This is a genomic window from Halomonas sp. ISL-56, from assembly GCF_018612805.1.
Classification (GTDB): Bacteria; Pseudomonadota; Gammaproteobacteria; order Pseudomonadales; family Halomonadaceae; genus Vreelandella.
Map to the genome: position 1 here is coordinate 94,867 of NZ_JAGGRO010000005.1, position 22,392 is coordinate 117,258.

22 protein-coding genes and 1 pseudogene are annotated in these 22,392 nt (G+C 54.9%); 10 read left to right on the forward strand and 13 right to left on the reverse strand.

The window, feature by feature from the left end:
* Nucleotides 1-6: 6 nt before the first annotated feature.
* Genes J7J49_RS04005 through J7J49_RS04015 form a run of 3 tightly spaced genes read left to right on the forward strand, consistent with a single transcriptional unit; the run spans nt 7 to nt 2,836 of the window.
* Nucleotides 7-963, forward strand: a complete 957-nt coding sequence (locus tag J7J49_RS04005) for a FecCD family ABC transporter permease (protein WP_251048130.1) — start codon at nt 7-9, stop codon at nt 961-963.
* Complete coding sequence (locus J7J49_RS04010; protein WP_215090381.1) at nt 960-2,003, forward strand: FecCD family ABC transporter permease; 1,044 nt, start codon at nt 960-962, stop codon at nt 2,001-2,003. Before J7J49_RS04005 ends, J7J49_RS04010 begins: the two co-directional genes overlap by 4 nt.
* Entirely contained in the window at nt 2,000-2,836 is an 837-nt protein-coding gene (locus J7J49_RS04015; RefSeq protein WP_215090383.1) for an ABC transporter ATP-binding protein, read from the forward strand. Before J7J49_RS04010 ends, J7J49_RS04015 begins: the two co-directional genes overlap by 4 nt.
* On the opposite strand, the gene J7J49_RS04020 is transcribed toward J7J49_RS04015, so the two are convergent.
* The 8 genes from J7J49_RS04020 to J7J49_RS04055 form a co-directional block, all read right to left on the reverse strand.
* Complete coding sequence (locus J7J49_RS04020) at nt 2,798-3,997, reverse strand: Bcr/CflA family efflux MFS transporter (RefSeq protein ID WP_215090385.1); 1,200 nt, start codon at nt 3,995-3,997, stop codon at nt 2,798-2,800. The two genes, J7J49_RS04015 and J7J49_RS04020, sit on opposite strands and share 39 nt — an antisense overlap.
* Nucleotides 3,998-4,120: 123 nt before the next feature.
* Nucleotides 4,121-4,828, reverse strand: a complete 708-nt coding sequence (locus J7J49_RS22410) for a virulence RhuM family protein (protein WP_251048131.1) — start codon at nt 4,826-4,828, stop codon at nt 4,121-4,123.
* A 214-nt stretch (nt 4,829-5,042) separates the two neighbouring features.
* A complete protein-coding gene (locus tag J7J49_RS04030; RefSeq protein WP_215090387.1) occupies nt 5,043-5,732 on the reverse strand; it encodes a TetR/AcrR family transcriptional regulator in 690 nt (229 codons plus the stop codon).
* A gap of 25 nt (nt 5,733-5,757) precedes the next feature.
* A complete protein-coding gene (gene ggt / locus J7J49_RS04035) occupies nt 5,758-7,356 on the reverse strand; it encodes a gamma-glutamyltransferase (protein WP_215090389.1) in 1,599 nt (532 codons plus the stop codon).
* A gap of 24 nt (nt 7,357-7,380) precedes the next feature.
* Nucleotides 7,381-8,661 carry a TRAP transporter large permease gene (locus tag J7J49_RS04040; protein WP_215090390.1) on the reverse strand — a complete coding sequence of 427 codons (1,281 nt, stop codon included), beginning with the start codon at nt 8,659-8,661 and terminating at the stop codon, nt 7,381-7,383.
* Between the two features lie 4 nt (nt 8,662-8,665).
* Nucleotides 8,666-9,169: a TRAP transporter small permease gene (locus tag J7J49_RS04045; RefSeq protein ID WP_064232535.1), complete on the reverse strand. Its 504-nt coding sequence runs from the start codon at nt 9,167-9,169 to the stop codon at nt 8,666-8,668.
* A gap of 82 nt (nt 9,170-9,251) precedes the next feature.
* Entirely contained in the window at nt 9,252-10,262 is a 1,011-nt protein-coding gene (locus tag J7J49_RS04050) for a TRAP transporter substrate-binding protein (RefSeq protein ID WP_215090392.1), read from the reverse strand.
* Nucleotides 10,263-10,553: 291 nt separating this feature from the next.
* The gene (locus J7J49_RS04055; RefSeq protein WP_215090394.1) at nt 10,554-11,288 is read right to left on the reverse strand and encodes an SDR family oxidoreductase; all 735 of its coding nucleotides are present in this window, start codon (nt 11,286-11,288) and stop codon (nt 10,554-10,556) included.
* Between the two features lie 200 nt (nt 11,289-11,488).
* Here J7J49_RS04055 and J7J49_RS04060 point away from each other — a divergent pair, with 200 nt between their 5' ends.
* Nucleotides 11,489-12,412, forward strand: a complete 924-nt coding sequence (locus tag J7J49_RS04060; RefSeq protein WP_251048132.1) for an AraC family transcriptional regulator — start codon at nt 11,489-11,491, stop codon at nt 12,410-12,412.
* Here the strand turns inward: J7J49_RS04060 and J7J49_RS04065 are convergent.
* Nucleotides 12,365-12,664, reverse strand: a pseudogene (locus J7J49_RS04065) (LysR substrate-binding domain-containing protein); the annotation flags it as partial. The gene J7J49_RS04060 and the pseudogene J7J49_RS04065 overlap by 48 nt on opposite strands.
* 426 nt (nt 12,665-13,090) lie before the next feature.
* Nucleotides 13,091-14,041 carry a DUF808 domain-containing protein gene (locus J7J49_RS04070; protein ID WP_215090398.1) on the reverse strand — a complete coding sequence of 317 codons (951 nt, stop codon included), beginning with the start codon at nt 14,039-14,041 and terminating at the stop codon, nt 13,091-13,093.
* A gap of 364 nt (nt 14,042-14,405) precedes the next feature.
* Here J7J49_RS04070 and J7J49_RS04075 point away from each other — a divergent pair, with 364 nt between their 5' ends.
* Nucleotides 14,406-14,738 (forward strand): helix-turn-helix transcriptional regulator, encoded by a 333-nt coding sequence (locus J7J49_RS04075; protein ID WP_215090401.1) that lies wholly within the window; start codon nt 14,406-14,408, stop codon nt 14,736-14,738.
* Nucleotides 14,725-16,044: a type II toxin-antitoxin system HipA family toxin gene (locus J7J49_RS04080; RefSeq protein ID WP_251048133.1), complete on the forward strand. Its 1,320-nt coding sequence runs from the start codon at nt 14,725-14,727 to the stop codon at nt 16,042-16,044. The genes J7J49_RS04075 and J7J49_RS04080 overlap by 14 nt, the downstream gene beginning before the upstream one ends.
* Before the next feature lie 174 nt (nt 16,045-16,218).
* Here J7J49_RS04080 and J7J49_RS04085 read toward each other — a convergent pair whose 3' ends face one another.
* Both J7J49_RS04085 and J7J49_RS04090 read right to left on the reverse strand, forming a co-directional pair.
* Nucleotides 16,219-16,365 (reverse strand): hypothetical protein, encoded by a 147-nt coding sequence (locus tag J7J49_RS04085; protein WP_215090404.1) that lies wholly within the window; start codon nt 16,363-16,365, stop codon nt 16,219-16,221.
* Entirely contained in the window at nt 16,362-17,582 is a 1,221-nt protein-coding gene (locus tag J7J49_RS04090; RefSeq protein ID WP_215090406.1) for an MFS transporter, read from the reverse strand. The genes J7J49_RS04085 and J7J49_RS04090 overlap by 4 nt, the downstream gene beginning before the upstream one ends.
* Nucleotides 17,583-17,756: 174 nt before the next feature.
* Here J7J49_RS04090 and J7J49_RS04095 point away from each other — a divergent pair, with 174 nt between their 5' ends.
* Nucleotides 17,757-18,374: a TetR/AcrR family transcriptional regulator gene (locus tag J7J49_RS04095; RefSeq protein WP_215090408.1), complete on the forward strand. Its 618-nt coding sequence runs from the start codon at nt 17,757-17,759 to the stop codon at nt 18,372-18,374.
* A 140-nt stretch (nt 18,375-18,514) separates the two neighbouring features.
* Here J7J49_RS04095 and J7J49_RS04100 read toward each other — a convergent pair whose 3' ends face one another.
* Complete coding sequence (locus tag J7J49_RS04100) at nt 18,515-19,399, reverse strand: LysR family transcriptional regulator (protein ID WP_215090410.1); 885 nt, start codon at nt 19,397-19,399, stop codon at nt 18,515-18,517.
* Between the two features lie 108 nt (nt 19,400-19,507).
* On the opposite strand from J7J49_RS04100, the gene J7J49_RS04105 reads away from it, so the two are divergent.
* The 3 genes from J7J49_RS04105 (at nt 19,508) to J7J49_RS04115 (ending at nt 22,281) form a co-directional block, all read left to right on the forward strand.
* Nucleotides 19,508-20,347: an SDR family oxidoreductase gene (locus J7J49_RS04105; protein ID WP_215090412.1), complete on the forward strand. Its 840-nt coding sequence runs from the start codon at nt 19,508-19,510 to the stop codon at nt 20,345-20,347.
* 367 nt (nt 20,348-20,714) lie between these two features.
* On the forward strand, nt 20,715-21,029 hold the full coding sequence (locus tag J7J49_RS04110; protein WP_215090414.1) for a helix-turn-helix domain-containing protein: 315 nt from the start codon (nt 20,715-20,717) through the stop codon (nt 21,027-21,029).
* Entirely contained in the window at nt 21,022-22,281 is a 1,260-nt protein-coding gene (locus tag J7J49_RS04115) for a type II toxin-antitoxin system HipA family toxin (protein ID WP_215090416.1), read from the forward strand. The genes J7J49_RS04110 and J7J49_RS04115 overlap by 8 nt, the downstream gene beginning before the upstream one ends.
* Nucleotides 22,282-22,392 lie beyond the last annotated feature (111 nt).

A 22,392-nucleotide genomic window follows, 5' to 3' on the forward strand; every position in this document is an offset into this window, starting at 1 on the left:
CTACTGTTGGCTTTGCTTATCCTTGCGTTAATGCTCTCTGTCGCGTTCGGCGCCCGCGAGGTAGGCTGGCCGGAAATAGCCGCCGCGCTGAGCGGGCATGTTGAAACCATTGGGGATGCCGCCGTGGCTAGCCGCCTACCACGCACCCTGCTTGCCATTCTTGCCGGGGCCGCGCTCGGTATTTCCGGCGGCGTCATGCAGGGCCTGACCCGCAATCCCCTCGCTGATCCCGGTCTTTTAGGCGTCAACGCTGGGGCGGCGTTGGCGGTGGTGATTGGCATTGCCTGGTTCGGCATCGACGAGACGACCCACTATATCTGGGCAGCGCTTTTTGGGGCCGGGCTTACCGCCGTCGCGGTTTACGCGATTGCCAGCCTAGCTCGGGGCGGAGCCACACCACTGAGGCTGGCGCTTGCAGGTGCTGCCACCACCGCAGCGCTAAGCTCGCTTGTCACCGCCGTGATCCTCCCACGTGGTGATATCGCCGGGCTGGTGCAATCCTGGCTAGTGGGTGGTGTAGGCGGCGCCACCTATAACCAAATCCTGCCCGTACTGCCCTTTCTGCTTGCCGGGTTTGCTATCACGCTATTGGCGGCGCGTAAGCTCAACCTGCTAGCGCTAGGTGACGATACCGCTGCCGGGCTGGGTGAAAAGGTGGCTTTGGCCAGAGCCATGTCGGCGCTGGGCGCGGTACTGCTATGCGGGCCGATCACCGCAGTGTGTGGCCCGATTGGTTTTGTGGGGCTGGTGGTACCGCATGCCTGCCGCCTGCTGGTGGGTGGCGACTATCGCTGGCTGCTGCCCTTCTCCGCCCTGGGCGGCGCGGTATTGCTGACGTTTTCAGACGTTGCAGGCCGGCTGGTGGCCCATCCATCCGAGCTGGACGTGGGCATCGTGACGGCTTTTATCGGCGCGCCGGTGTTTATCTGGATTGTGCGCAACCGCAAAGTAGGTTCGCTATGAACCAGCCGTCTCTCAACGAGATCAGCCACTTTAGCCAAGTTCGTCGGGCAAACACCAAGCGTCGTACTCGCATTATCACTCTGCTGGCCACCAGCCTACTCGCGGGCGTAGCACTAACCTTGATGCTGGGGCAGTCCTTTACGCCGCTTTCCACGGTGCTGCGCGTGCTGAGCGGCGCAGAAGTACCGGGCGCTAGTTTTACTGTGCGTGAACTTCGCCTACCACGGGCAGTGGTTTCGGTGCTAGTGGGCGCGTGCTTTGGTCTGGGCGGCATCGCCTTTCAAACCATGCTGCGCAACCCGCTGGCAAGCCCAGACATCATTGGCATTAGCACTGGCGCCAGCTCCGGCGCGGTATTTGCCATTGTGGTGCTCTCGCTGAGCGGCCCGGCGGTTTCAGTGGTGGCCATCGGCTCAGGGCTGGGCGTCGCCCTGCTGATATACGCGCTCTCCTGGCGCCAGGGGGTAACTGGCGGACGGCTGATTCTGATCGGCATCGGCCTGGCCGCAATGCTGCAAAGCGTTACCGCCTACCTACTAATGCGCGCGCCCAGCTGGACGCTGCAAGAAGCTCTGCGCTGGATAACGGGTAGCGTCAACGGCGTTCAGTTAGATCAGGCGCTGCCGCTGCTGGTCGCCCTCCTGCTATTCGGTGGGCTGCTGTTAAGCCGCCAGCGCGACCTTGAAACCCTGCGCATGGGCGACGATCTTGCCGCAGGGCTTGGTGTTCGCTTGGCCGTTACGCGAATCATCGTGGTGATCTCTGCAGTGGCCCTGGTGGCTTTTGCGACGGCGGTTTCAGGCCCGGTGGCATTCGTAGCGTTTCTTTCCGGCCCCATTGCAGCACGGCTGATGGCGCGTAACGGCTCGCTGCTCATTCCCTCGGCGCTGGTGGGCGCCCTGCTCGTTCTACTGGGCGATTATGCGGGCCAGTTTTTGTTACCCGCCCGCTACCCGGTAGGCATCGTGACCGGCGTGCTGGGGGCACCCTACCTGATTTATCTGATTATTCGCGAAAATAAAAGCAGAGGCTCTCAATGAACGCTTCCTCGCTTCTCGCCCAAGGCCTGGTGGCAGGCTACGGGGAGCGAACAGTCCTCAATGACGTTAACCTGACAGTCTCAGCGGGACATACCACCGCCATCGTTGGCGCCAACGCCTGTGGAAAATCGACACTGCTACGCGTGCTTTCGAGGCTGCTCGCGCCGGAGCAAGGAGAGGTGTTGCTGGATGGCAACGCCATTCACCGACTCAACACCCGACGCCTGGCGCAACAATTGGGTTTTCTTCCCCAATCGCCCATCGCGCCGGAAGGTATTAGCGTGCTTGAACTGGTTAGCCGCGGCCGTCACCCTCATCAAGGGTTGTTTAAACGCTGGAGCACCGCCGACGAAGCAGCCGTCGCCGAAGCACTGGCCGCCACGCATATGACGGAACTGGCCGAGTGCGCGGTGGAAGAACTCTCCGGCGGGCAGCGCCAGCGCGCCTGGATCGCCATGGCCCTTACCCAGCAAACCAATGTGCTGCTGCTCGATGAGCCCACCACTTTTCTGGATATCAACCATCAGATTGAGGTGCTCGATCTTCTCACCGACCTCAACCGGCAGCGCGGAACCACGATAGTGATGGTGCTTCACGAACTCAACCTAGCCGCCCGCTACGCCGACCAACTGGTCGCCATGGCCAACGGCAAGGTTTACGCGGTAGGCCCGCCGGAAAACATTCTGACCGAACAGATGGTGCGCGACGTATTTGGCCTGGAAAGCCGCGTCATCAAAGACCCCGTCACCGGCAAGCCGATGATGATCCCGCTAGGGCGGCATGGAGGGCCTAACTCAGCGCGCCTCGACAGCGGCACGTCCTTTGATGATTGAGCGGGCAAGCATCAGATACGCCACAGAACCGCAGGCGGCCATGGCCAGGATAACCGCTCCAAGCGTATGCGGCAGCAGGGCAGACAGTGCGCTCAGAATGCCAGCGATGCCGAACTGGGCGGCACCCAGCAGTGCTGCGGCCGTTCCACTGCTGGTGGGAAAGAACTCTAAAAAGCAGGCCTGTATATTCGGCGAGATCGCCCCTATCGAGCCGATGGTCAGCATCATGGCAAGCAGGAAAGCGTACAGCGGCCACTCCATGAAGGCCGCCATCACCAACAAGACGATGCCCACTGCCTGACAGCCCGTCGCCAACTGTAGGATGCGCAGCGACGACAACCTGGAAAGCAGGATTCGATTGAGAATATTGAAGATCAGCATCGCGACGATGTTTGCTGCAAACAGCAGCGAAAAGCTAGAAGGCGACTGACCGAAGTGCCCCTGATAGATAAAGGAGGCGTAGGTGATAAACATCATCAGGGTAGAAAAAGAAGCGGCCTGCCAAACGATGAACGGCAGGGCTGGCTTTGTCGACAGCACCAGTTTGTAACGCGCCAGCAGGCTCATCTGAGGGCTTTTCGTTCGCGACACCTTGCCCGTGCCGGTGAAGAGCACCCGCACCAGCAATGGCACCAGCAGCAGCGCGTATGCCGCCAAGACGAAGAAGATAGTGTGCCAGGAGCCCAACAACAGAATCGCGCTGCCCACGCTCGGCGCAATGCCCGGCGCCAACACCATGATAAAGCCCATCATCGAGAACAGTTTCGCGGCGTCGCGGCCCGCCACTCTGTCGCGCACTAACGCCGGCACCGATACCAGGGTCAAACCGGCGCCAATGGCTTGAATTGCCCGCCCACCGAGCAGGGAGTTCAGGGAATCCGACATCCCAATGGCAATGCTTGAGAACGCAAAAATCACCAGCCCGCTCATCAGAACCCGCTGCCGTCCGTAGCGATCTGAAAGCGCACCGCCTATTAACTGACCCAACGCCAGCGCAAAGACATACACCGACACACTCAACGATACCGACTGCTGAGAAATCCCCAGCGATTCGCCGATGACCGGAAAGGCCGGAAGGTACGTATCCATGGAAAACGGGCCCAGCATCATGGTCAATGCCAAGCTTAGCACCACAATAAACGGCGTTTTAGATTGGGTCATAGAAGCTCGCGGTAACAGGACATAATGATGGACACTATCAACAATATGATACCGACTGATGCCATCAAGGCAATCGAATAGAAAGCGGGGTTGAGCAAACTGCATAGAATCAGACGATGACTTCTACATGGTAAGCGCCAACCCACCAGGCAAAGAGCCAGAGATAGAGCGCGGCACCCCAACACAGCTTGAGCTTGCGGTAGCACAATCGCGAGTTGCTGGCGTTGGCTTAACGAAGAATGCCGCTTCTTCCAACTCTAGCGAGTGCATACCGGGCTGCTTAATGTTTAGCTCAGCTAATTGTTGCTCGTCGTAGCCCTGCAGCAGGCTCCAGGAACGAGCGTAATCGCTAATCACACCCGCTACGGCCTCGCCTTCTGTTGAAACCAAGCCCTGATTGGTCAAGGTTCGGCTAAGTAAACTCACCGCCTGCTCAAACTCTATGCCACGCTCGGCTAAGCGCCGCTGGTTCAAGGTATAGCCGTGAACCAAGTGGTCTTTTAACACCTGAGTGGCCCACTTGCGGAACTGGGTGGCACGCTTGGAGCTGACCCGATACCCCACCGAAATAATCGCATCAAGATTGTAGTGTTTGGTGCGATATCTTTGCCCATGCTCAGCCATATGTTCCAAAATGGAACATGTGCTGTCTTCATCCAGCTCCCCGCTCTTATAAATGTTACTCAAGTGCTTGGTAATTGCCGGGCGCTTAGTGCTAAAAAGCTCGGCCATCTGCGCTTGACTCAACCAAACGGTCTCCTGCTCCAGGGTCACCTCTAGGTGTGCTTGCCCATCTTCACTGGTAAATATCTGTATTTGCTGGTCATTCATCAGTGTTTCCTCCAGGTTTACATCAAGCCTTATGCATCCCAAAAGCAAGCATCACTTAATGCAGCAACATGCACCTTCACCTACCAGAGCAAATACTCAAGCGCGCTTATCATTAGAGATTAAGTAAACCTTAGCACAAAAACTGTTTATTTATACAGCAAAGCCTTAATACCCCATCCCATTACACATGGGCCCCTTGAAGAGGACGTGGCTCTTAGTTCTGGGACATCTTGGACTCAACGCATAAATAGGAAAGCACCATCTCGACCGCATGGGCACGCCGCTCAAGAAGCCAGCCCGGATCAGCCAGATCCTGCTCAAAGATGATAGATAGCGTATCGCGTTGATTGATGTGGGTGATGGATAGCGACAAAATCGAAATGTAGAGCTGGGTGGGATCCACTGCCGGGCGGAACATCCCTGCCGCCTCACCCCGCTCGAGAGTGTCCCGGATCATGCCCACGAGCGGCGTCGTTTGCTGGACGACCTTGCTCGATTTACGCAGCATGCGCCCACCGAGCAGATTTTCATTGCGTACCAAGCTGGTGAACTCGGGATGCTCGGCCATGTGATCAAACGTAAACTCGACCAGCGCGCGCATACCCGCAACAGGCTCAAGATTGCTTAGATTGAGTTCCTGCTCCTTGGCGCGCAACTCCTCATAAACCCGTTCGAGAACAGCCAGATAAAGACCTTCCTTGTCATTGAAGTAGTGATAAGCCATGCGCACATTACAATCGGCTGCACGCACGATACGTTCCATGCGAGCGCCATCGTAGCCGCGCTCGGAAAACTCTTGAGTCGCCGCTTGAAGCAGGCGCTCGCGTGTTTCATGAGCATTACGGCGGATTTTTCCCCGGGTACGGGCACTCTGTTTCACATCGAGCGTATCGCTTTTTGTCATGTACACATCCTTGTTTCTATTGGCGCTATAGCCCTAACGCGATGCCATCGCTGCGAGGGTCATGAGCCGCATAAAAGCCTTTCGCCGGGTCGATAACGACCGCGCCGGGGTGGCCAGCCAGGGCACTCTGTACGGGGAGCGGGCTCATCTGATGACCACGCCGGGTCAATTCAGCGAAAATAGCATCTCCCGCATCCTGCTCCAGTTTTAAGGTATCACGGCCATCTGAAAAGGTTCGCCCCAGTAGAAAGCGCGGCGCTTTCAGCGCACTAAGTGGATCCATGCCATAGTCTATCAAGCGGGTCAGCACGGCAGCGAGGGTTTGCGGTTGTCCATCAGCGCCTTGCGTACCGTAAAGTAAACGCGGCTTACCATCGACACGATACATACCCGGATTCAGGGTATGGAAAGGTCGCTTTCCGGGGGCAAGCGCATTCGGATGAGCAGGATCAAGGCTGAACGCCGCGCCGCGGTTATGCCACAAAATCCCCGTATCACCGACACTGACGCCGCTGCCCCAGTCGTAATAAATCGTCTGCAGCATCGAAACGGCATTACCGAAACGATCAGCGGCCGCCAGATATACCGTATCGCCATGCTGGTAAGCGAAGGGCCAATCCAATGCTTTATCCGCCTCCACTTTTGCCGCCTCAGCATCAAGATGGGCAGGCGATAGCAACCGGTCGCAAGGCACCGACGAGAAGTCAGGATCAGCCAAGTGGCTATTACGATCCAGAAAAGCACGCTTAACCGCTTCGACCAACAGGTGGTAATAATCAGCGCTGCCCTCCTCGATTTTAGAGAGATCGAAACGCGCCAGAATGCCCATGATTTCCAGCGTGGTCATCCCCTGGGTGGGCGGCCGATGGGCCAGCAGCTCGCCACCCCGGTAGGGCACCGACAGCGGCGTTTCTATCCGTGCTCGGGTAGCCGCCAAATCAGTGGCCGTGAGTGGAGACCCAGCCACTGCCAGCCCAGCGGCGATTTTCGCCCCCAGCTGCCCTTCATAGAAATCCCGGTAGCCGTGGGTCGCAATGGACTGTAGTGAAGCGGCCAGCTGTGGCTGGTACAGTTTTTCACCATCATCGGGAATCTTCCCGCCTGCCATAAAGTGCTCTCGTACGCCTGGCATCATCGACAGCTCATCGCGACGAAAATCAAGCCAAAAGCGCTGCGATGGCGTCACTGGGAAGCCTTCCCTAGCTAGCTGTATTGCTGGCTCCAACAGCGCTGCCCAACCCATTTGGCCGTCACAGCTCTGACGGGAAATCTCATGCGCCTGCCCCCAGGTATCGACCGTGGCAGCCGTGGTTAACATGGAACCAGGCCCCCGCGCGGGCAATTTACCGGACAGTTCCAACTTGGCCTGTGGCGCCTGGCCAATGCCTGACAGGGTTTGAACACCACCCTTTGCATCCGCAATGATCATGAAGGCATCGCCGCCAAGGCCGGTAAAATGCGGATAGGTTACCGACAGACAGGCCCCCATGGTGATCGCCGCTTCAACCGCGTTGCCCCCTTGTCGAAGTACCTTAAGACCCGCTTCTGTTGCCAGCGTATGGGGACTGGTCACCACCCCCTCAAGGGAATGCGCCAACGCTGATGAAGTTGTACTAATAGCCATTGCTACCCTCCTTATTTGGGCTGTTTAGCCGCCATACACCATATTGGGTAGCCACATACTGATCGCAGGAATATAGGTCAGCAGTATCAAGGCAAACAGAGCAATGCCAATAAAGGGCAAGGCACCACGTACCGCCTGGACGTAATCGACGCCGCTGATAGTGCCTGCCACAAATAAGTTGAGGCCAAACGGCGGCGTGAACATGCCAATCGCCCCGTTCACGGTCAGCACTGCCCCCAGGTGGACAGGGTCAATACCAACGCGTATGCCCACCGTGTAAAACAGGGGAGCAAGAATCACCATAATGGAAGAAGCATCAAGAAACATGCCGGCAATCAGCACCGTCACGTTGATCAGCAGGAAGATATGGTACGGATTTTCGGATAACGACAGGATAGCGTTGGCTAACATCGCCGCTAACCCATTACTGGAAAGAAACCACGCCAGCACTGACGCAGCAGCGAGAATAATCATTACCTGAGCTGTTGTGGTCGCCGCTTCAATCATGCTTTGGAATAACGCTGCAAAGCTCTTCTCACGATAGACCAGCGCTGAAACCAGCAGTGCATACACCACTGACACAGCAGCGGCTTCAGTGGGCGTAAAGATACCCAGGTAAATCCCACCCAAAACGACGAGAGGAACCCCTAACCCCCACGAAGCATCTTTGAATCCCAGCAACACTTCGCCCCAACTTGGCGGCTTCATGGGGGTGACACCGTCTTTCTTGGCGCGATACCAACAGTAAGGCAGCAAACAGGCGGCGTATAATAAACCGGCTCCCACTCCCGCCATGAACAGCGCACCCACTGATACCCCAGTGACAGCCGCGTAGACGATCATTACGACCGAAGGCGGAATAATGATGCCCAATGAACCGGCAGACACCAGCACGCCAATCGAAAATTGACCGGAATACCCCTCCTTGCGCATGGCCGGATAGAGCAATGAGCCCACCGACACCACCGTGGCCGGGCTCGATCCGGAAATAGCACCAAAAAACATACTTGCTGATACCGCCGTCATCCCCATGCCACCGGTAAAACGCCCCACCAACAAGTTAGCCAAGCGGATGATCCGCTGCGATAAACCACCCGCACTCATCAAACTACCGGTGAGAATAAAAAAGGGAATCGCCATCAATGGAAACTTATCCAACCCGGCAAACAAGCGCTCGGCCACGATGGCCAAAGGAATATGGCTAAAACTCCCCATCGCTACCGTGACGGAACCCGCCAACGCAATAAAGATGGGCGTTCCCACTAACATCAACACAGCCAATAGAACCAGGAATGTGATAACCATGCTTTTATCCAACTTGATCAAGGTGGGCAGAGGCTTGCTCTCTACCCAGCAACGTCCGGAAGAAATGCTGGGTAAAGCGAATGCCCATTAAAAGAGCGCCCACTGGAATGGCCAACTGAACGATCCACATGGGCGCTTGCAGAGCAGAGCTCACCTGACCAAACCGATGGGTTTGCTCCGTTAACTGGAAACCGTAAAACACCAGGAAGAGGCAAAAAGCGATAGAAACCGCATGAACGAGCAACGCTATCCATTTCGCCAACAGTGGAGGGCTAAACCTGTGCAGAATATCGATGCCAATATGGATCCCTTGCCGCGCAGCAACGCTCGCGCCAAGCAGCACCATCCATACAATTTGGTAACGAACCAACTCCTCCGCCCATGAAAAGCCATCGTTGAACACATAGCGTGCAATGACGTTGGCGAAAAGAATGAAAGAGGCAGATAAAATCAGCAGGCCAATCAAAACCTCCTCGGCACGCGATATTAGGCGATCAAGTTTGCGCATAGCGGACTCCACCAGCGATGAAAACAAAGGGGAAGAAAGGGCCAAAGGGATAACCGATCAGCCCTTAATGGGTGACGCGCGACTATTGGGTATCAGCGATAGCTTGCTCGAACTCCGTCATTAGATCTGCGCCAATGTCACTGGCAAACGCCTCGTGTACCGGCGCCGTTGCTTCTCTGAAAGCGCTCAGTTGGGCATCATCCAATGTGCTGACGTTAGTGCCACTGGCTTCGATAGTGGCAATGTAATCTGCCTCACGGCGGGCGGTTTCTTCACGCTGAAATGCGGTGGTTTCACGGGCAACCTCCGTCAATAGAGCTTGATTTTCAGGGCTTAGGCTATCGAACCAACGCTGGCTAAACAGGAATGCATAGGCCAGATAAGCGTGGTTGCTGATGATCACATCGGACTGCACTTCATAAAATTTCATTTGTGTAATCGATACCAGCGGATTTTCCTGGCAGTCGACAATGCGTTGTTGCAGCGCGTTGTAGGTTTCGCCGAAGGCAATCGGCACTGGGTTAGCGCCCATCGCCTTAAACTGCTCCATGATGATAGGGCTTTGCATCACGCGTACCTTTTGGCCTTCGAAATCTTCGGGGCCGTTAACCGGTTGGTCACAGGTAAATTGCTTAAAACCACTTTCCCAGAACGTCACCCCCTTCAGTCCCACCTGCTCTACCGTTGCCAATAGGTCATCACCGGCCTGCCCATCGAGAACGGTGTGGGCGACCTCGGGAGAAGGGAACAAGAAAGGCAGGTCGACGATCTGCATGGCGGGAACAAAGCCCGATAGCTTGGCGGTCGGAATAATCGCTGCTTCCACAGCCCCCATCTGCAACTGCTGGGTGACTTCGACATCATCACCGAGGGTGTTGTTGGGGAAAATTTCGACTGAAATCTCACCGCCGCTTCGCTCCGCCACAATGTCCCTGAAGCGCTCAGCCGCCAGGTGTTGTGCACTATCTTCAGGCAAATCATGGTGAAACTTGATATTAATATCGGCGCTTGCCATACCAGTATGTGCCAAAGCGCCCAACGCGAAACTACACGCGAGAGCCTTCAACTTCATGTTCTTAAATTGCTTTTTCATGGTGTGATCCTTGCCATTGCGCCCACTCAGAAAGTGCTTCTTCATGGAGCGAATTAAGTAACTGTTTACTTACTTAATATACCAAGCAAATATCATGCCACATTTAAACATACGGAATTCTGCGGGTTGCTGAGCTTGTCACTCAGGAAATCCGCACCAACTCAGTGCTAAAGGGCACATCATGGTGCGGATTTACTTTTCGGCGGTGCAGGCAAGCTGCCAGATCGTAGGCGAACCGTACAGCTATCAGGGGCGCTGCCTTCGGTTTTACCACTGCGTTAGTGGCCCTTTTTAGCCATCGAAACTTCCACCATATTCTTTCGGGACAAGATCAGTCTCTTCGTCGCCCGTCCTGATAAGGTTGACGATCATGTGCGCGACCAATGACGGTGGGTGAGCTATCGAAGTTGCCCCCACCGCTTGCTCCTGTGCGGTGTTCAGGCCTGATTTCACCGAGCCATAGAACTCGGTCGCTGTCATGAAGGGGTGTATCAACGAGACGGTGATGCCCGCATCCGCCAGCTCAAGCCGTGCAACTTTCGAGATCATGTTGAGTGCTGACTTTGAGCTCGTATAAGCAGCCGAACCGGGGTAAGTCGCTAAGGTCGCGCCCGAGCTAACATTGACGATGCATCCAGCTCCTTGTGCGCGCATCAGAGGGATCACCGCTTGCATCATAATCAGTGGGGCCACTGTATTGAGATTGAGCAGTCCCCGAAAATCGTCAATGTAGATGCCTTCAATCGTGGCATATAGCCCCTGCCCCGCATTGTTGATCAAGACATCGATTCGGCCATATTTTTCCTGCACGATCTGGACAGCCTTTTGAACCTCGGCTGGACTGGTGACGTCGCAGGGTATGGCAAGCACATCACTTCCCAGTTCTAGCGCCAAATCGTCGAGCCGGTCTTGACGTCTCGCCAACAACACAGCACGCGCGCCCGCTTGAACGACCGCGTGTGCTGTCGCTTCACCAATACCTGATGAAGCGCCTGTAACGAGGACGACCGAATTTTTAAGCTCCATAGCGCATTCCCTTTCTGAAAGATGTGACGTTGTGAAAATAACCATAACTGTAACGCTAGAGCGTCCATTAAAGAGTCCAACTGAACCGTCAATATTTATAACAGGGCACCTAAACGGTGGCGTGTCTATTTCAGCCTATAAAATGCACATTCCTGCTTAATGCATGGATGCGCAGCGCAAGCCATGCTAGAACTAATGACATGAATAATTCGATTGAAAAACTAAGGTCTCTTGTAGAGAAACGCGCGAAATCCGTGCTTACCCAGACTCATATCCCTCGTTTGGATATTCTCCGGGTTTGCGAACCCACCGAGCTTTTTCCAGAGATCTATCAACCCCTGATTAGCCTGATCCTGCAAGGTAGCAAGAGAATTGTCATCGGAGATCAGGTCGTCAACTATCAAGCGGGCCAAAGCTTTGTTACATCCGTCGAGCTGCCAGTGATCGGGGAAGTCGTGGAGTCGAGTCCGACCACTCCCTATCTGGCTTTGCGCCTATCTCTTGACCGAGCTTTAGTCACAGAGATGTTGTGCAAGGTTGATAATCCTTTGAGCATGTCTGAGACGAGAGGTTTCTGCATTGACCGGGTGAGTGACGATCTTGCTGATGCTTGGTACAGGATGGTTCGCCTTACCGATCATCCGGAGGATATAGCCTTAATCGCGCCTCTCATCGAACGCGAGATCCTGTATCGAATGCTACGCGGCCCACAAGGTGCAGTGCTAAGACAAATAGCAGGCATCGACGATCGATTTTTCCAAATCCGGAGTGCTATCACATGGATTCGCAAAAACTACGCAACGGCATTCCGAGTTGAGGAACTGGCGGCGACAGTGAATATGAGCCCTTCGGCGTTTCATCGACGTTTCAAAGCGACGGTTCGATTGTCGCCCCTTCAATATCAAAAACAGATCAGACTCTATGAAGCTCGCAGAATGCTCTTCACTGAACCAGGTGGAGTCACCGCCGTCGCTTTATCGGTTGGCTACGAGAGCCTGTCGCAATTCAGTCGAGAGTATTCTCGGCTGTTTGGCGCGCCCCCTGCGCGCGACATAAGAACTCTTCGCCAAGATGCACTTGGGGGGCAGCCAACAGAGTTCAATGAGCCCGCCACTTTCAATTAGACGCTGCGTCGTCCGTTGCCACCCCAAGGCAATACCGTGCCCCGCGACAGCCGCTTGCAGTAGCAGTGGGTAACTATCGAACACAGCACTCTCCGATGATGAGAGTTCAAAGTACCCCATGGCACGAAACCAGCCATCCCACTCTAGCCAATCCGGCGGTTCCGCATGGTGGTGCAGTAGTCGATGGTTAAGTAACGCATTGAGGCTCAGCGGCGTGGCTGCCGCTGGGTCGTCCGTTGGTTTGCAGCGCAATGTCGAATGGCCACTAAATTCGGTAACTGGCCGTGTCGACGTCGCCAGTTGAATCTCAATGTCAGGATAGCGACGAATGCCTGATAGAAAAGCGTAAATACCTCACTCACAGCTTGTTATTGGAGAATGGTGTAGACCCTGACGAGGGGCTAGAGGATGACGAGTTACTGCTTATGCTGATTGACAACCTCTCTACCCCTCAAGTTGGCCGATTAGCGCCCTATACACCGGTTGTTGTGAATGTGCTGCGGCAATGGATCACAGTATGAAGGCTTATAGGTAAGAACACATTCAGCTTACCCAATACAGCAAATCAGCCAAAAACGTCGTTGGTTTCAGACGGCACCGCCGCAGTTTGCTAACGTGGGCGATGGTGTCAAGATGGTTGCTCAACAAGAGATTACATATGCACTTCACGGCCCACACCTATTCAGCATGCGCCTTCTTCGTAGGAAGTAGGTGCAGCACCCCCACCACCATCGAGCCCACCACAAAGCCAATCACCGCAGAGCACAGCGTATTGAAGCTCCAACCCAGTATGCCGCCGAAGGCACCCGTTGCCTCGCTAATGCCATGCTCAATATGGTGTACCCACTCATAGGGCGCGTTGTACCAACCCGTACCATCAGCACCCAGATTAGCCATTAAAATATGCCCACCTACCCAAAGCATGGCGATGGTGCCCACCACCGAGATGGTCGCCAGCACTTTGGGCATGGCCGTCACCAGGCCACGGCCCAGTGTCTGTATGGCCGAATTATCCTGCTGGGCAAGCGTCAGGCCGATATCGTCCATTTTGACCAACAGCGCTACCACGCCATACACCAAAATTGTGATAACAAACGCGACTACCACTAAGCTCGTCAACTGTGACCAGAACCCTTGATGGGAGACCGTAGCAAGTGCGATCACCATGATTTCGGCAGACAAAATCAGGTCGGTTCGAACGGCGCCACTCACGATCTTTTTCTCGGCTTCCGGCCCCTTCTCTACCGCTGGTTTTTCGTCATCATGCCCGCCGGAGAGCTTATGCCAGACCTTCTCTGCGCCCTCAAAGGCCAGATAGGTACCGCCCACCATTAATATGATCGGCAAGAGAGAAGGCAAAAAGTGATTCAGCAGCAGCGCCACCGGCAGGATAAAAATCAGCTTGTTGCGGATCGACCCCAGCGCGATCTTTTTCACAATCGCCAGTTCACGCTCCGCTGTTACCCCCTGCAAATATTGCGGCGTCACCGCCGTATCATCGACCACCACCCCGGCCGCCTTCGCCGTCGCCCGCCCAGCGGCGGCACTGATATCATCCAGTGATGCTGCGGACAACTTCGCCAATGCGGCAATGTCATCCAGTAATCCTATTAAGCCGCCTATGGCCATGAATGCTTCCTCCGTGAATAACAGGTGCAGATAGTAGAGCACAAAGAGGCTGGGAAAGAGCACCAATAAGAGTAGTTATCGGGCACGATAGCCCAGCAATGCTGCTTCGATATTGGCAACTATCGATATGCTCTAGAAGCATTGTGATGGTAGGTAAGACTCCAACCGATAAAGTGCAGGTAAGTTTATGAATACGTCTTTTCATCTCAACCTCGACCACGAGCATTTAAAGTGCCCTATGGGTTCTTTAAGGTTTATAAATGATTTATCAGCTTGGCACATTACCAAAGCTCGCTCATAATGAGCAGTTAAAAGCTCACAGAGATCCTTAAGGGTCTTAAAGTACTCAAAAAATGGTGCGGCAATGAAACGGGCACGCAGCTACTCTCGCGTCACAAAACAGGCGCTCTCGATCCTCGGCAAGCTGATCAAGGCTGGCCGTTTGGAGCGCAAACTTACGGCTACCGAACTGTCGGAACGCGCAGGCATCACCCGAAGAACCCTCCGCAATATCGAAAATGGCGAAGCCGGTTCTGAGATCGGCACCGTCTTCGAGGTTGCCGCACTCGTCGGCGTCCGTTTGTTCGATGTTGACGAACGGACACTCGCGATGAACAACGCCCATCTAGAAGAAAAACTAACGCTGCTACCTAAGAGCGTCCGCCATAGTAAGCAGGAGGTCGATGATGATTTCTAAGCTTACTGACCACAAAGAGGCCTATGTCTGGATTTGGCTGCCTGGAGAAACGCACCCCGTCGTGGCCGGCCGCATCACACAGAACGGGAACAACTATGGCTTCAACTATGGCGCCAGCTATTTGGAGCGTGATGCCGCAATACCCATCTATGACTCAGAGCTTCCGCTCCGCCGCGGCCTGATCGAACCGGCCGCTGGCTTGGCAATGGCCAGTTGCCTTCGTGATGGCTCGCCAGATGCTTGGGGCCGCAGGGTTATCATCAACCGTCTGATGGGTGCCAAGGCAACCGAGACCGAAACCAGCGACATCAACGAACTCACCTACTTGCTTGAGTCGGGATCGGATCGAATCGGTGCACTCGATTTTCAGCATTCCGCCACGGAATACGTTCCCCGCCTCAAAGCAGAAGCATCCTATGAGGAATTGCTGGAAGCAGCCGAACGGATCGAGCAAGGCGCCCCACTGACACCCGCGCTCGAACAGGCGTTGAACCACGGCACATCGATCGGCGGCGCCCGCCCCAAAGCCCTGATCGATAACGGCGAACACAAAACAATCGCCAAGTTCTCTTCAAGCACGGACATTTACAGCGTCGTGAAGGCGGAATTTATCGCCATGAAGCTCGCGGCTTTGTGTAACCTCAATGTTGCCCCTATCTCGATGATCTCGGCTGCTGGCAAAGACGTGCTGCTCATAGAACGCTTTGACCGCCTCAAATCAGAGGCTGGCTGGCAGCGTAGAGCAATGGTGTCGGCTCTGACGATGCTTGGCCTTGACGAAATGATGGCGCGCTATGCGTCTTATGAAGATCTTGCCGAGATCATCCGTCACCGCTTCACCAAGCCAAAGGAAACGCTGAAAGAGCTGTACGGACGGATCGTTTTTAATATCCTATGCGGCAATACGGACGACCATGCTCGCAACCATGCCGCATTCTGGGACGGCGAGATGCTTACCTTGACCCCTGCCTATGATATCTGCCCACAAGGGAGAACCGGCAACGAGGCGACACAGGCAATGCTGATCAAGGGTGAAAACCGTATGAGTACGCTGCATAACTGTCTCACGGCCGCGCCTGATTTCTTGCTCAATGAAAAAGAAGCCAAGAGCATCATCGATAACCAACTCGCAACGATTGCCAGTGAATGGAAGGAGCTCTGCGAGGAAGCCAAGCTGACCGAGACTGACCGGAAGCTCTTTGCCGGCCGACAGTTTTTGAACAGCTATTGCATTGAAGGCCTTGGAGCCGAACATAGCGCGTTTCGTGAAGGCTTTGAGTCTGCGCGGGCACAGTTGCTTGGTTAAAAAAAGTTGCTCGGTTAAAAAGGCGGCCCGTTGCGCTGTTCCCAAATATAGATGAGCCGATTGCCCATCTATTCAAATCATATTATGAGCCGATTAAGGTTTATATCCGACTCATAGGCCAGTAAGGTGGATTCTTAGAATAGAGAGGGCAGTCACTTAGACTGCCCTTTCTTTTTATGCGTGAAGCGGGAATACAGAAATTAAAGCAGATAAGCGCTTACCTTCAATGCGTAGCGTCGCCACTTCATCTAGCGCCAAGCCTGCCGCTTCAACGATGGCCAGAGCATCGAAGATGGCGAAAGTCCAGCAACCCAGATTCAATGCCCAACAACCTGGGTTTCTCCATTTCGGCGGCCCGGTTTGAAAGCATGTGAACTAGCCGCGCAAGCGATGATGAAGGCGGCGCCAAGCAAGACCACCAGAGCCCAGGGGAAAGCACCGACACCCCATGAATTAAGAAGCATACCGCCAGCTACTCCACCGCCAGCAATCGCAGCGTTCCATGTCACCACATTCATGGAAAGCGCCACATCGGCGCCACTTCCAGCAGTATCGGCCAACGCGGTTTGCAGCAGTGTGGCAGCACCGCCGAAGGTGACGCCCCAAACCGCAACGCCGGTGTAGACGACAACAGGATTTTGAGTATTCAAACCAAAGATGAAGGCGGTTATCGCGAAGGCGGCAAGGCTTGCGAGTACCGTGACCCGCAAATGGCTGTCCACGAGTTTTCCCGCAATCCAAATACCGACAAGCGACGCTGCACCAAAGGTTAATAGCACCAGATCAATCCGTTCGCCGAGTCCCACCGACCCCACAAACGGCGCAATGTAGGTATAGAGAATATTGTGGGCCAGCATCCACGTTAAGACCACGGCAAGCACTGGCCGCACGCCAGGTGTGGTAAAGACTTTTCGCAATGGCATACGCTCGCTGGCGGACTGTCCGGGATAGTCAGGAACCTTGGCAATGACCCATACAATCAACATAAGCGTCAAAGCGGACATGACCCAGAAAGCGGTACGCCAGCCAGCGACCGACCCCATGTAAGTTCCAAGAGGCACCCCTAGAGACAACGCAATGGGGATGCCGACCATCGCTACGGCCATTGCACGCCCTTGTTGATGCGGAGCGACCATACGTCTCGCATAACCAGCGAGAAGACTCCAAGCCAACCCGGCGGCAACACCCGCAAAGAAGCGGGCAACTAACGTTAGGCCATAGGTACTGGATAGCGCCGTGACCGAGTTAAAAACGAAGAACCCGATAATGGTGAGCAGCAAGACGTTACGTCGCCGCCAACCACGCGTAGCAATCGTCAACGGAATCGCCGCTAACAACGACCCCAGCGCATACGCCGTCACCATTTGACCTGCCAACGCTTGGCTGATCCCGAGACCTTCACTGATTTGAGGTAACAAGCCCGCAGGCAGCGTTTCTGTCACGATGCAAATAAAGCCCGTCATGGCCAAGGCCAACAGTGCGGGCATGGGAAGTTTATCGGTCGCAGCCGATTCCGCCTGAATAGATGAGTAGTCCACAAAAAATACCCTTTCGAAGATAAAGTTTAGCGCTGGGCAGCAGGCGCCCAGAGCATTGCGCGAAATATATGTATCGATCGGTATAAATATTCGGGACTATGCAGGTTATTGTCAACAAGTTTTGTATCGAGTAGTATATAAGTCACTTATCTTAATGACGTACTGGAGTTATAAATGGCACAGATGGGGCGTCCCAGAGCGTTTGATCGGCAGCAAGCCATCGAGCAAGCGATGCACCTCTTCTGGGAGCAGGGTTATGAGACAACGTCTCTGAGCCAGCTCAAAACTCAGATCGGCGGGGGCATCTCTGCACCAAGCTTTTATGCGGCTTTCGGATCCAAGGAAGCCTTGTTCAAAGAGGCTGTTCAATGCTACCTGGAGAGCTATGCCCGCGTGACAGACGCCCTATGGGACGATGAAATAGCTCCCAGAGAAGCGGTCGAACTTACGCTACGTCGTTCGACGAAAATGCAGTGCGAATCGGGACACCCAAAAGGCTGCATGGTGGCCTTAGGAACCATGAGTGCGCCAAAACATGAGCATGCGCATGTCACAAAGCCGTTGGCCGTTTCACGTGCGCGTACTCATGCCGGGTTTGTACGATGCGTTGAGCGTGGCATTGCTATGGGCGAGCTCGCCGAAGGAACCGATGCTCAGGCCATGGGGATGGCATTCAGTAGTTTTCTGCTGGGTGTGTCGATATCAGCGAGAGACGGCGTCAAGATATCGGTCTTCAATGCATCTATTACCGAGCTCATGAAATTGTGGGACGCCGCAAGCAATGAGCGGTAGGGATTTTCTCAAATAAAACGTCTCCCGCCCTTTAGCAATTCCCCAGGACACCCAGCCGCTATTCGATCATCGCCGCCATTCGGCGATGATACTGAGAATGGTGAGAAGTAGCTGATTGATTCACGCCGTAGGAACGCGCGTCACTCCCGCAACAGATCAATAAAGGCCCGCAAACTGGGCGGTACATGCCGGTTGTTAGGATAGTAAAGATATAGGCCCGGTATATGGGGGCACCAATCCTCAAGCACCGTCACTAGCTTCCCCTCGCGAATGAACGCGTGAGCATAGGATTCCGGCAGATAGGCGATGCCCAACCCATCCGCTGCCGCCTCTACCATCAACTGGCTGCTATCCAGCGTCATAACGCCGGGTACGTCAACCGACACATCCTGACCATGCTGCTGGAATTCCCAGCGGTAACGTTTCCCGCTGGGCAAGCGCTGCTTTATGCATTGATGCATGGCGAGTTGGTCGGGAGTTTCGAGGATCGGTTTGCCGTATAAATAATCAGGAGAGGCAACGGCGAGGAAGCGCATTTCATCCCCGACGGGAATAGCGATCATATCCTTGGGAACGGCTTCTCTTAGTCTCACCCCCGCATCGAAACCCTGCTCAACAATATCGACCAACCGCCCTTCCGCCACCAGATCAAGCTCAACGCCGTCGTAAAGCGTTAGAAATCGCGGCACAACACGCTGCAGCAACAGGCGAATTGCCCCTTCGCTACCGTTAATGCGTAATCTGCCCGTTACCTTGCCTTCCAGGCTCGAGGCCTCTTCCAGAAGGCTATCCAGCTCGCCCAGCAGCGGCCCCAAACGCTGAAGTAACCGCTCACCACTTTCGGTCAACGAGACACTGCGCGTGGTGCGGTGTAAAAGACGCGTGCCGAGTCGGCGCTCGAGGGTTCGCAGAGTATGACTCAACGACGAACGGCTAACGCCCATCAAGTCCGCCGCACGGCGAAAACTGCGATGTTCGGCCACCGCTTTAAAGGCGTTAAGATCGGTTAACGTTGGCTTGCTCATTGGTGAATAGCTTTCACTACTTCATCTCAATTGTTGAGTATTCAGTTAACAGTATTACTGGCCTAACGTATCTCCTGCAACGCCCAATCAACCCACAGGAGATAAAGCATGGCTAACACCTGGCTAATTACAGGCACCTCTACCGGCCTTGGCCGCCTTCTTACCGAACACCTGCTTGCACGCGGCGACCGCGTTGTAGCCACGCTGCGCCGTGACGGCGCGCTGGACGACCTGCAGACCCAGTACGGGGAGCACCTTCATGTAGTGAACTTTGACGTGACCGATACGCAGGCAATGAGAAAAGGCGTAGCACAAGCCTTTGCCGCTTTCGGCCGCATCGATGTGGTAGTCAGCAACGCAGGCTACGGCGTGTTCGGCGCCGCCGAAGAAGCCACGGACGAACAGATCGAACGACAGATCGCGACCAACTTAACCGGTTCGATTCAGCTCATTCGTGCGGTGTTGCCCTACCTGCGCGAACAAGAGGGCGGCCGTATCGTGCAGGTGTCGTCGGAAGGCGGCCAGATCACCTACCCCTGCTTTAGCCTTTACCACGCCAGCAAATGGGGAATCGAGGGGTTTGTCGAGTCGGTCGCTCAGGAAGTAGCGCCCTGGGGTATCGATTTCATTATTGCCGAACCCGGCCCCACTGCCACCCAGTTTGCGGATGCACTGGATCGCACACAGCCGATGCCCCTATATGAAGAGACGCCAGCGGGCGAAATTCGTCGTGGGTTAGCGTCTGGCGCTTTCACTATCAAAGGCGATGCGGCAAAAAACGTTAACCTCATCATCGAAACAGCCGATATGCCCACTCCCCCGCTGCGCCTGGCATTAGGCGGTACGGCCTACCACTCCATTCATAATGCGCTCATGCAGCGGATGAGCGAACTGGAGGCGAACAAGCAGTTAACGCTGGCGGCCGATAGCGATGCGTTCATCGAATAACCTGTCCACGCCCAAAAGATACCAATGAGCCGATTACGTTGCCTTTTTGGCTCAAATTATGAGCCGAATAAGGTTCGTATTCGGCTCACAGGCAAAAGCTGATTAGAGCCAAGGAAGTGGTCGGTTTAATCAAAAGCAGCCGCTCACGACATTAACGCCTGGAGGCCGCTATCATCAATCGCCACTTAACTGAACGAAAAAGCCAGCGACAGATTTTTTGGTATGCATATAAACCCAATATTCAATGCCTAATAGATTAAAATGGGCTTTAAACAACAAAATATTGGAATTAAATACCATTGAAAGAATATGAAAATAAATCCATAATTTTGTGCGCTATACGTCATAAACGGTGATTAACCACATTATGTTGGATTTAAGTCTCGGCAAACCCGGCGAGATCGTCAAACGGCTCTGCGAGCGCCTGCGCAAGGAGCGGCTGGCGCAGCAGATGACCCAATCGGAAGTAGCTGGCCGCGCCGGTATCGGTGCCAATACCGTCTCCAACCTGGAAGCCGGACGTAACGTCGGTTTCGAGAACTTGGTTCGCGTGGCCATGGTGTTAGGCCGAGCCAAGGAGCTTGAGACGCTGTTCTTACCCAAACTGGAGAGCATCGAGGATATTCGCCGCTACGAAGAGAGTACCCAACGCATGCGCATCAGGAAGCCCCGCGATGCTTGAGCAAGTCAACGTGTTCTTTGAGGGCTGGGGTGAGCGCTGGCTATGGGGCTCACTGGTATCGACGACCGCTCTCTCCGGCCGCCCTAAAATTCTGTTCGAGTACAGCGATGAAGCCAAGAACCGCGGCCTGGAACTGGCGGCTTATACCCTGCCGCTTGACGGCCCCAAACTGCGCCAGGATTTCCCGGCGCACCAACTGGGCCTGCCGGGGCCGGTGTATGACTCGTTACCCGATGGGTGGGGCATGCTGCTGATGGACCGGCTATTCAGGCGCCGGGGCCTTAACACAGCACGTATCGGGCCATTGGAGCGGCTGGCCTATATTGGCAGCAATGCCATGGGGGCGATGTCGTTTGAGCCTGTCGCGCCCGAGGGGCTGGGATCACAAGACCACCACTCGCTCGATCAACTGGCCGCCGATATACAGGAAGTCTTTCAGGGGCACGATGGGGAATTTCTGCAGCGGTTGCTGCAGGTGGGCGGCTCGCCGCAAGGGGCCAGACCCAAAGCACTGATCTATCGCGACTCGCGAACTGGCGCATTTACTACCGCTGCCATCTCAGGCCATGAAGCCTGGCTGGTGAAGTTCCCGGCCAAGGACGAGCACCCAGAGGTATGCGCGATCGAAGCGGTTTACGCCGAATGCCTGCGGCGGTGCGGTATTCCCACCCCCAGCACAGAGTATTTTACCCTTCCCAATGGGCAAGCGGCCTTTGCCAGCCAGCGTTTTGATCGCCAGACTGGCTTGCGCGTGCCCATGCAGAGCCTCGCCGCCTTCACCGGGGCCGACTATCAATCACCGGGGGCGTTGGACTACGTCAACTTCCTGCGGGCCACTCAGCTATGTACTAACGATGTACGTGAAATGGCCTTCGCCTTCGAGCGTGCTGTCTTCAATGTCATCTTCAATAACCGGGACGATCACCCCAAGAACTTCGCCTACCTGATGTCGCCTACGGGCCAGTGGAAACTGGCGCCGGCGTATGACGTAACCTTCTGCGAAGGACCAAACGGCTATCACCAGATGGATGTAATGGGAGAAGCACTAGAAATCGACCGCGCCGCACTGTTGCGGCTTGCCGAGGAGGCTGAAGTCTCGGCACAGGATGCTCGTCATATCATCGATACCATCGGCGAGGTAGCCAGCCAATTTTCCGCTATCGCCAATAGTCTATTATCGCAGTCCATCCGTGGTGAGACGCTGCGCATGATTCAATATCGTATTGATGAGAACCTGGCGCTACTTCGCTAGTTTCAAACGATCATAAGCGACCATTAAGCAATGCCCCTCCCATTGATTGCCTGAAAAATACCTATTCGGCTCACACAACCTTCCGAATTCATGTACTTTCATATTTTCTCA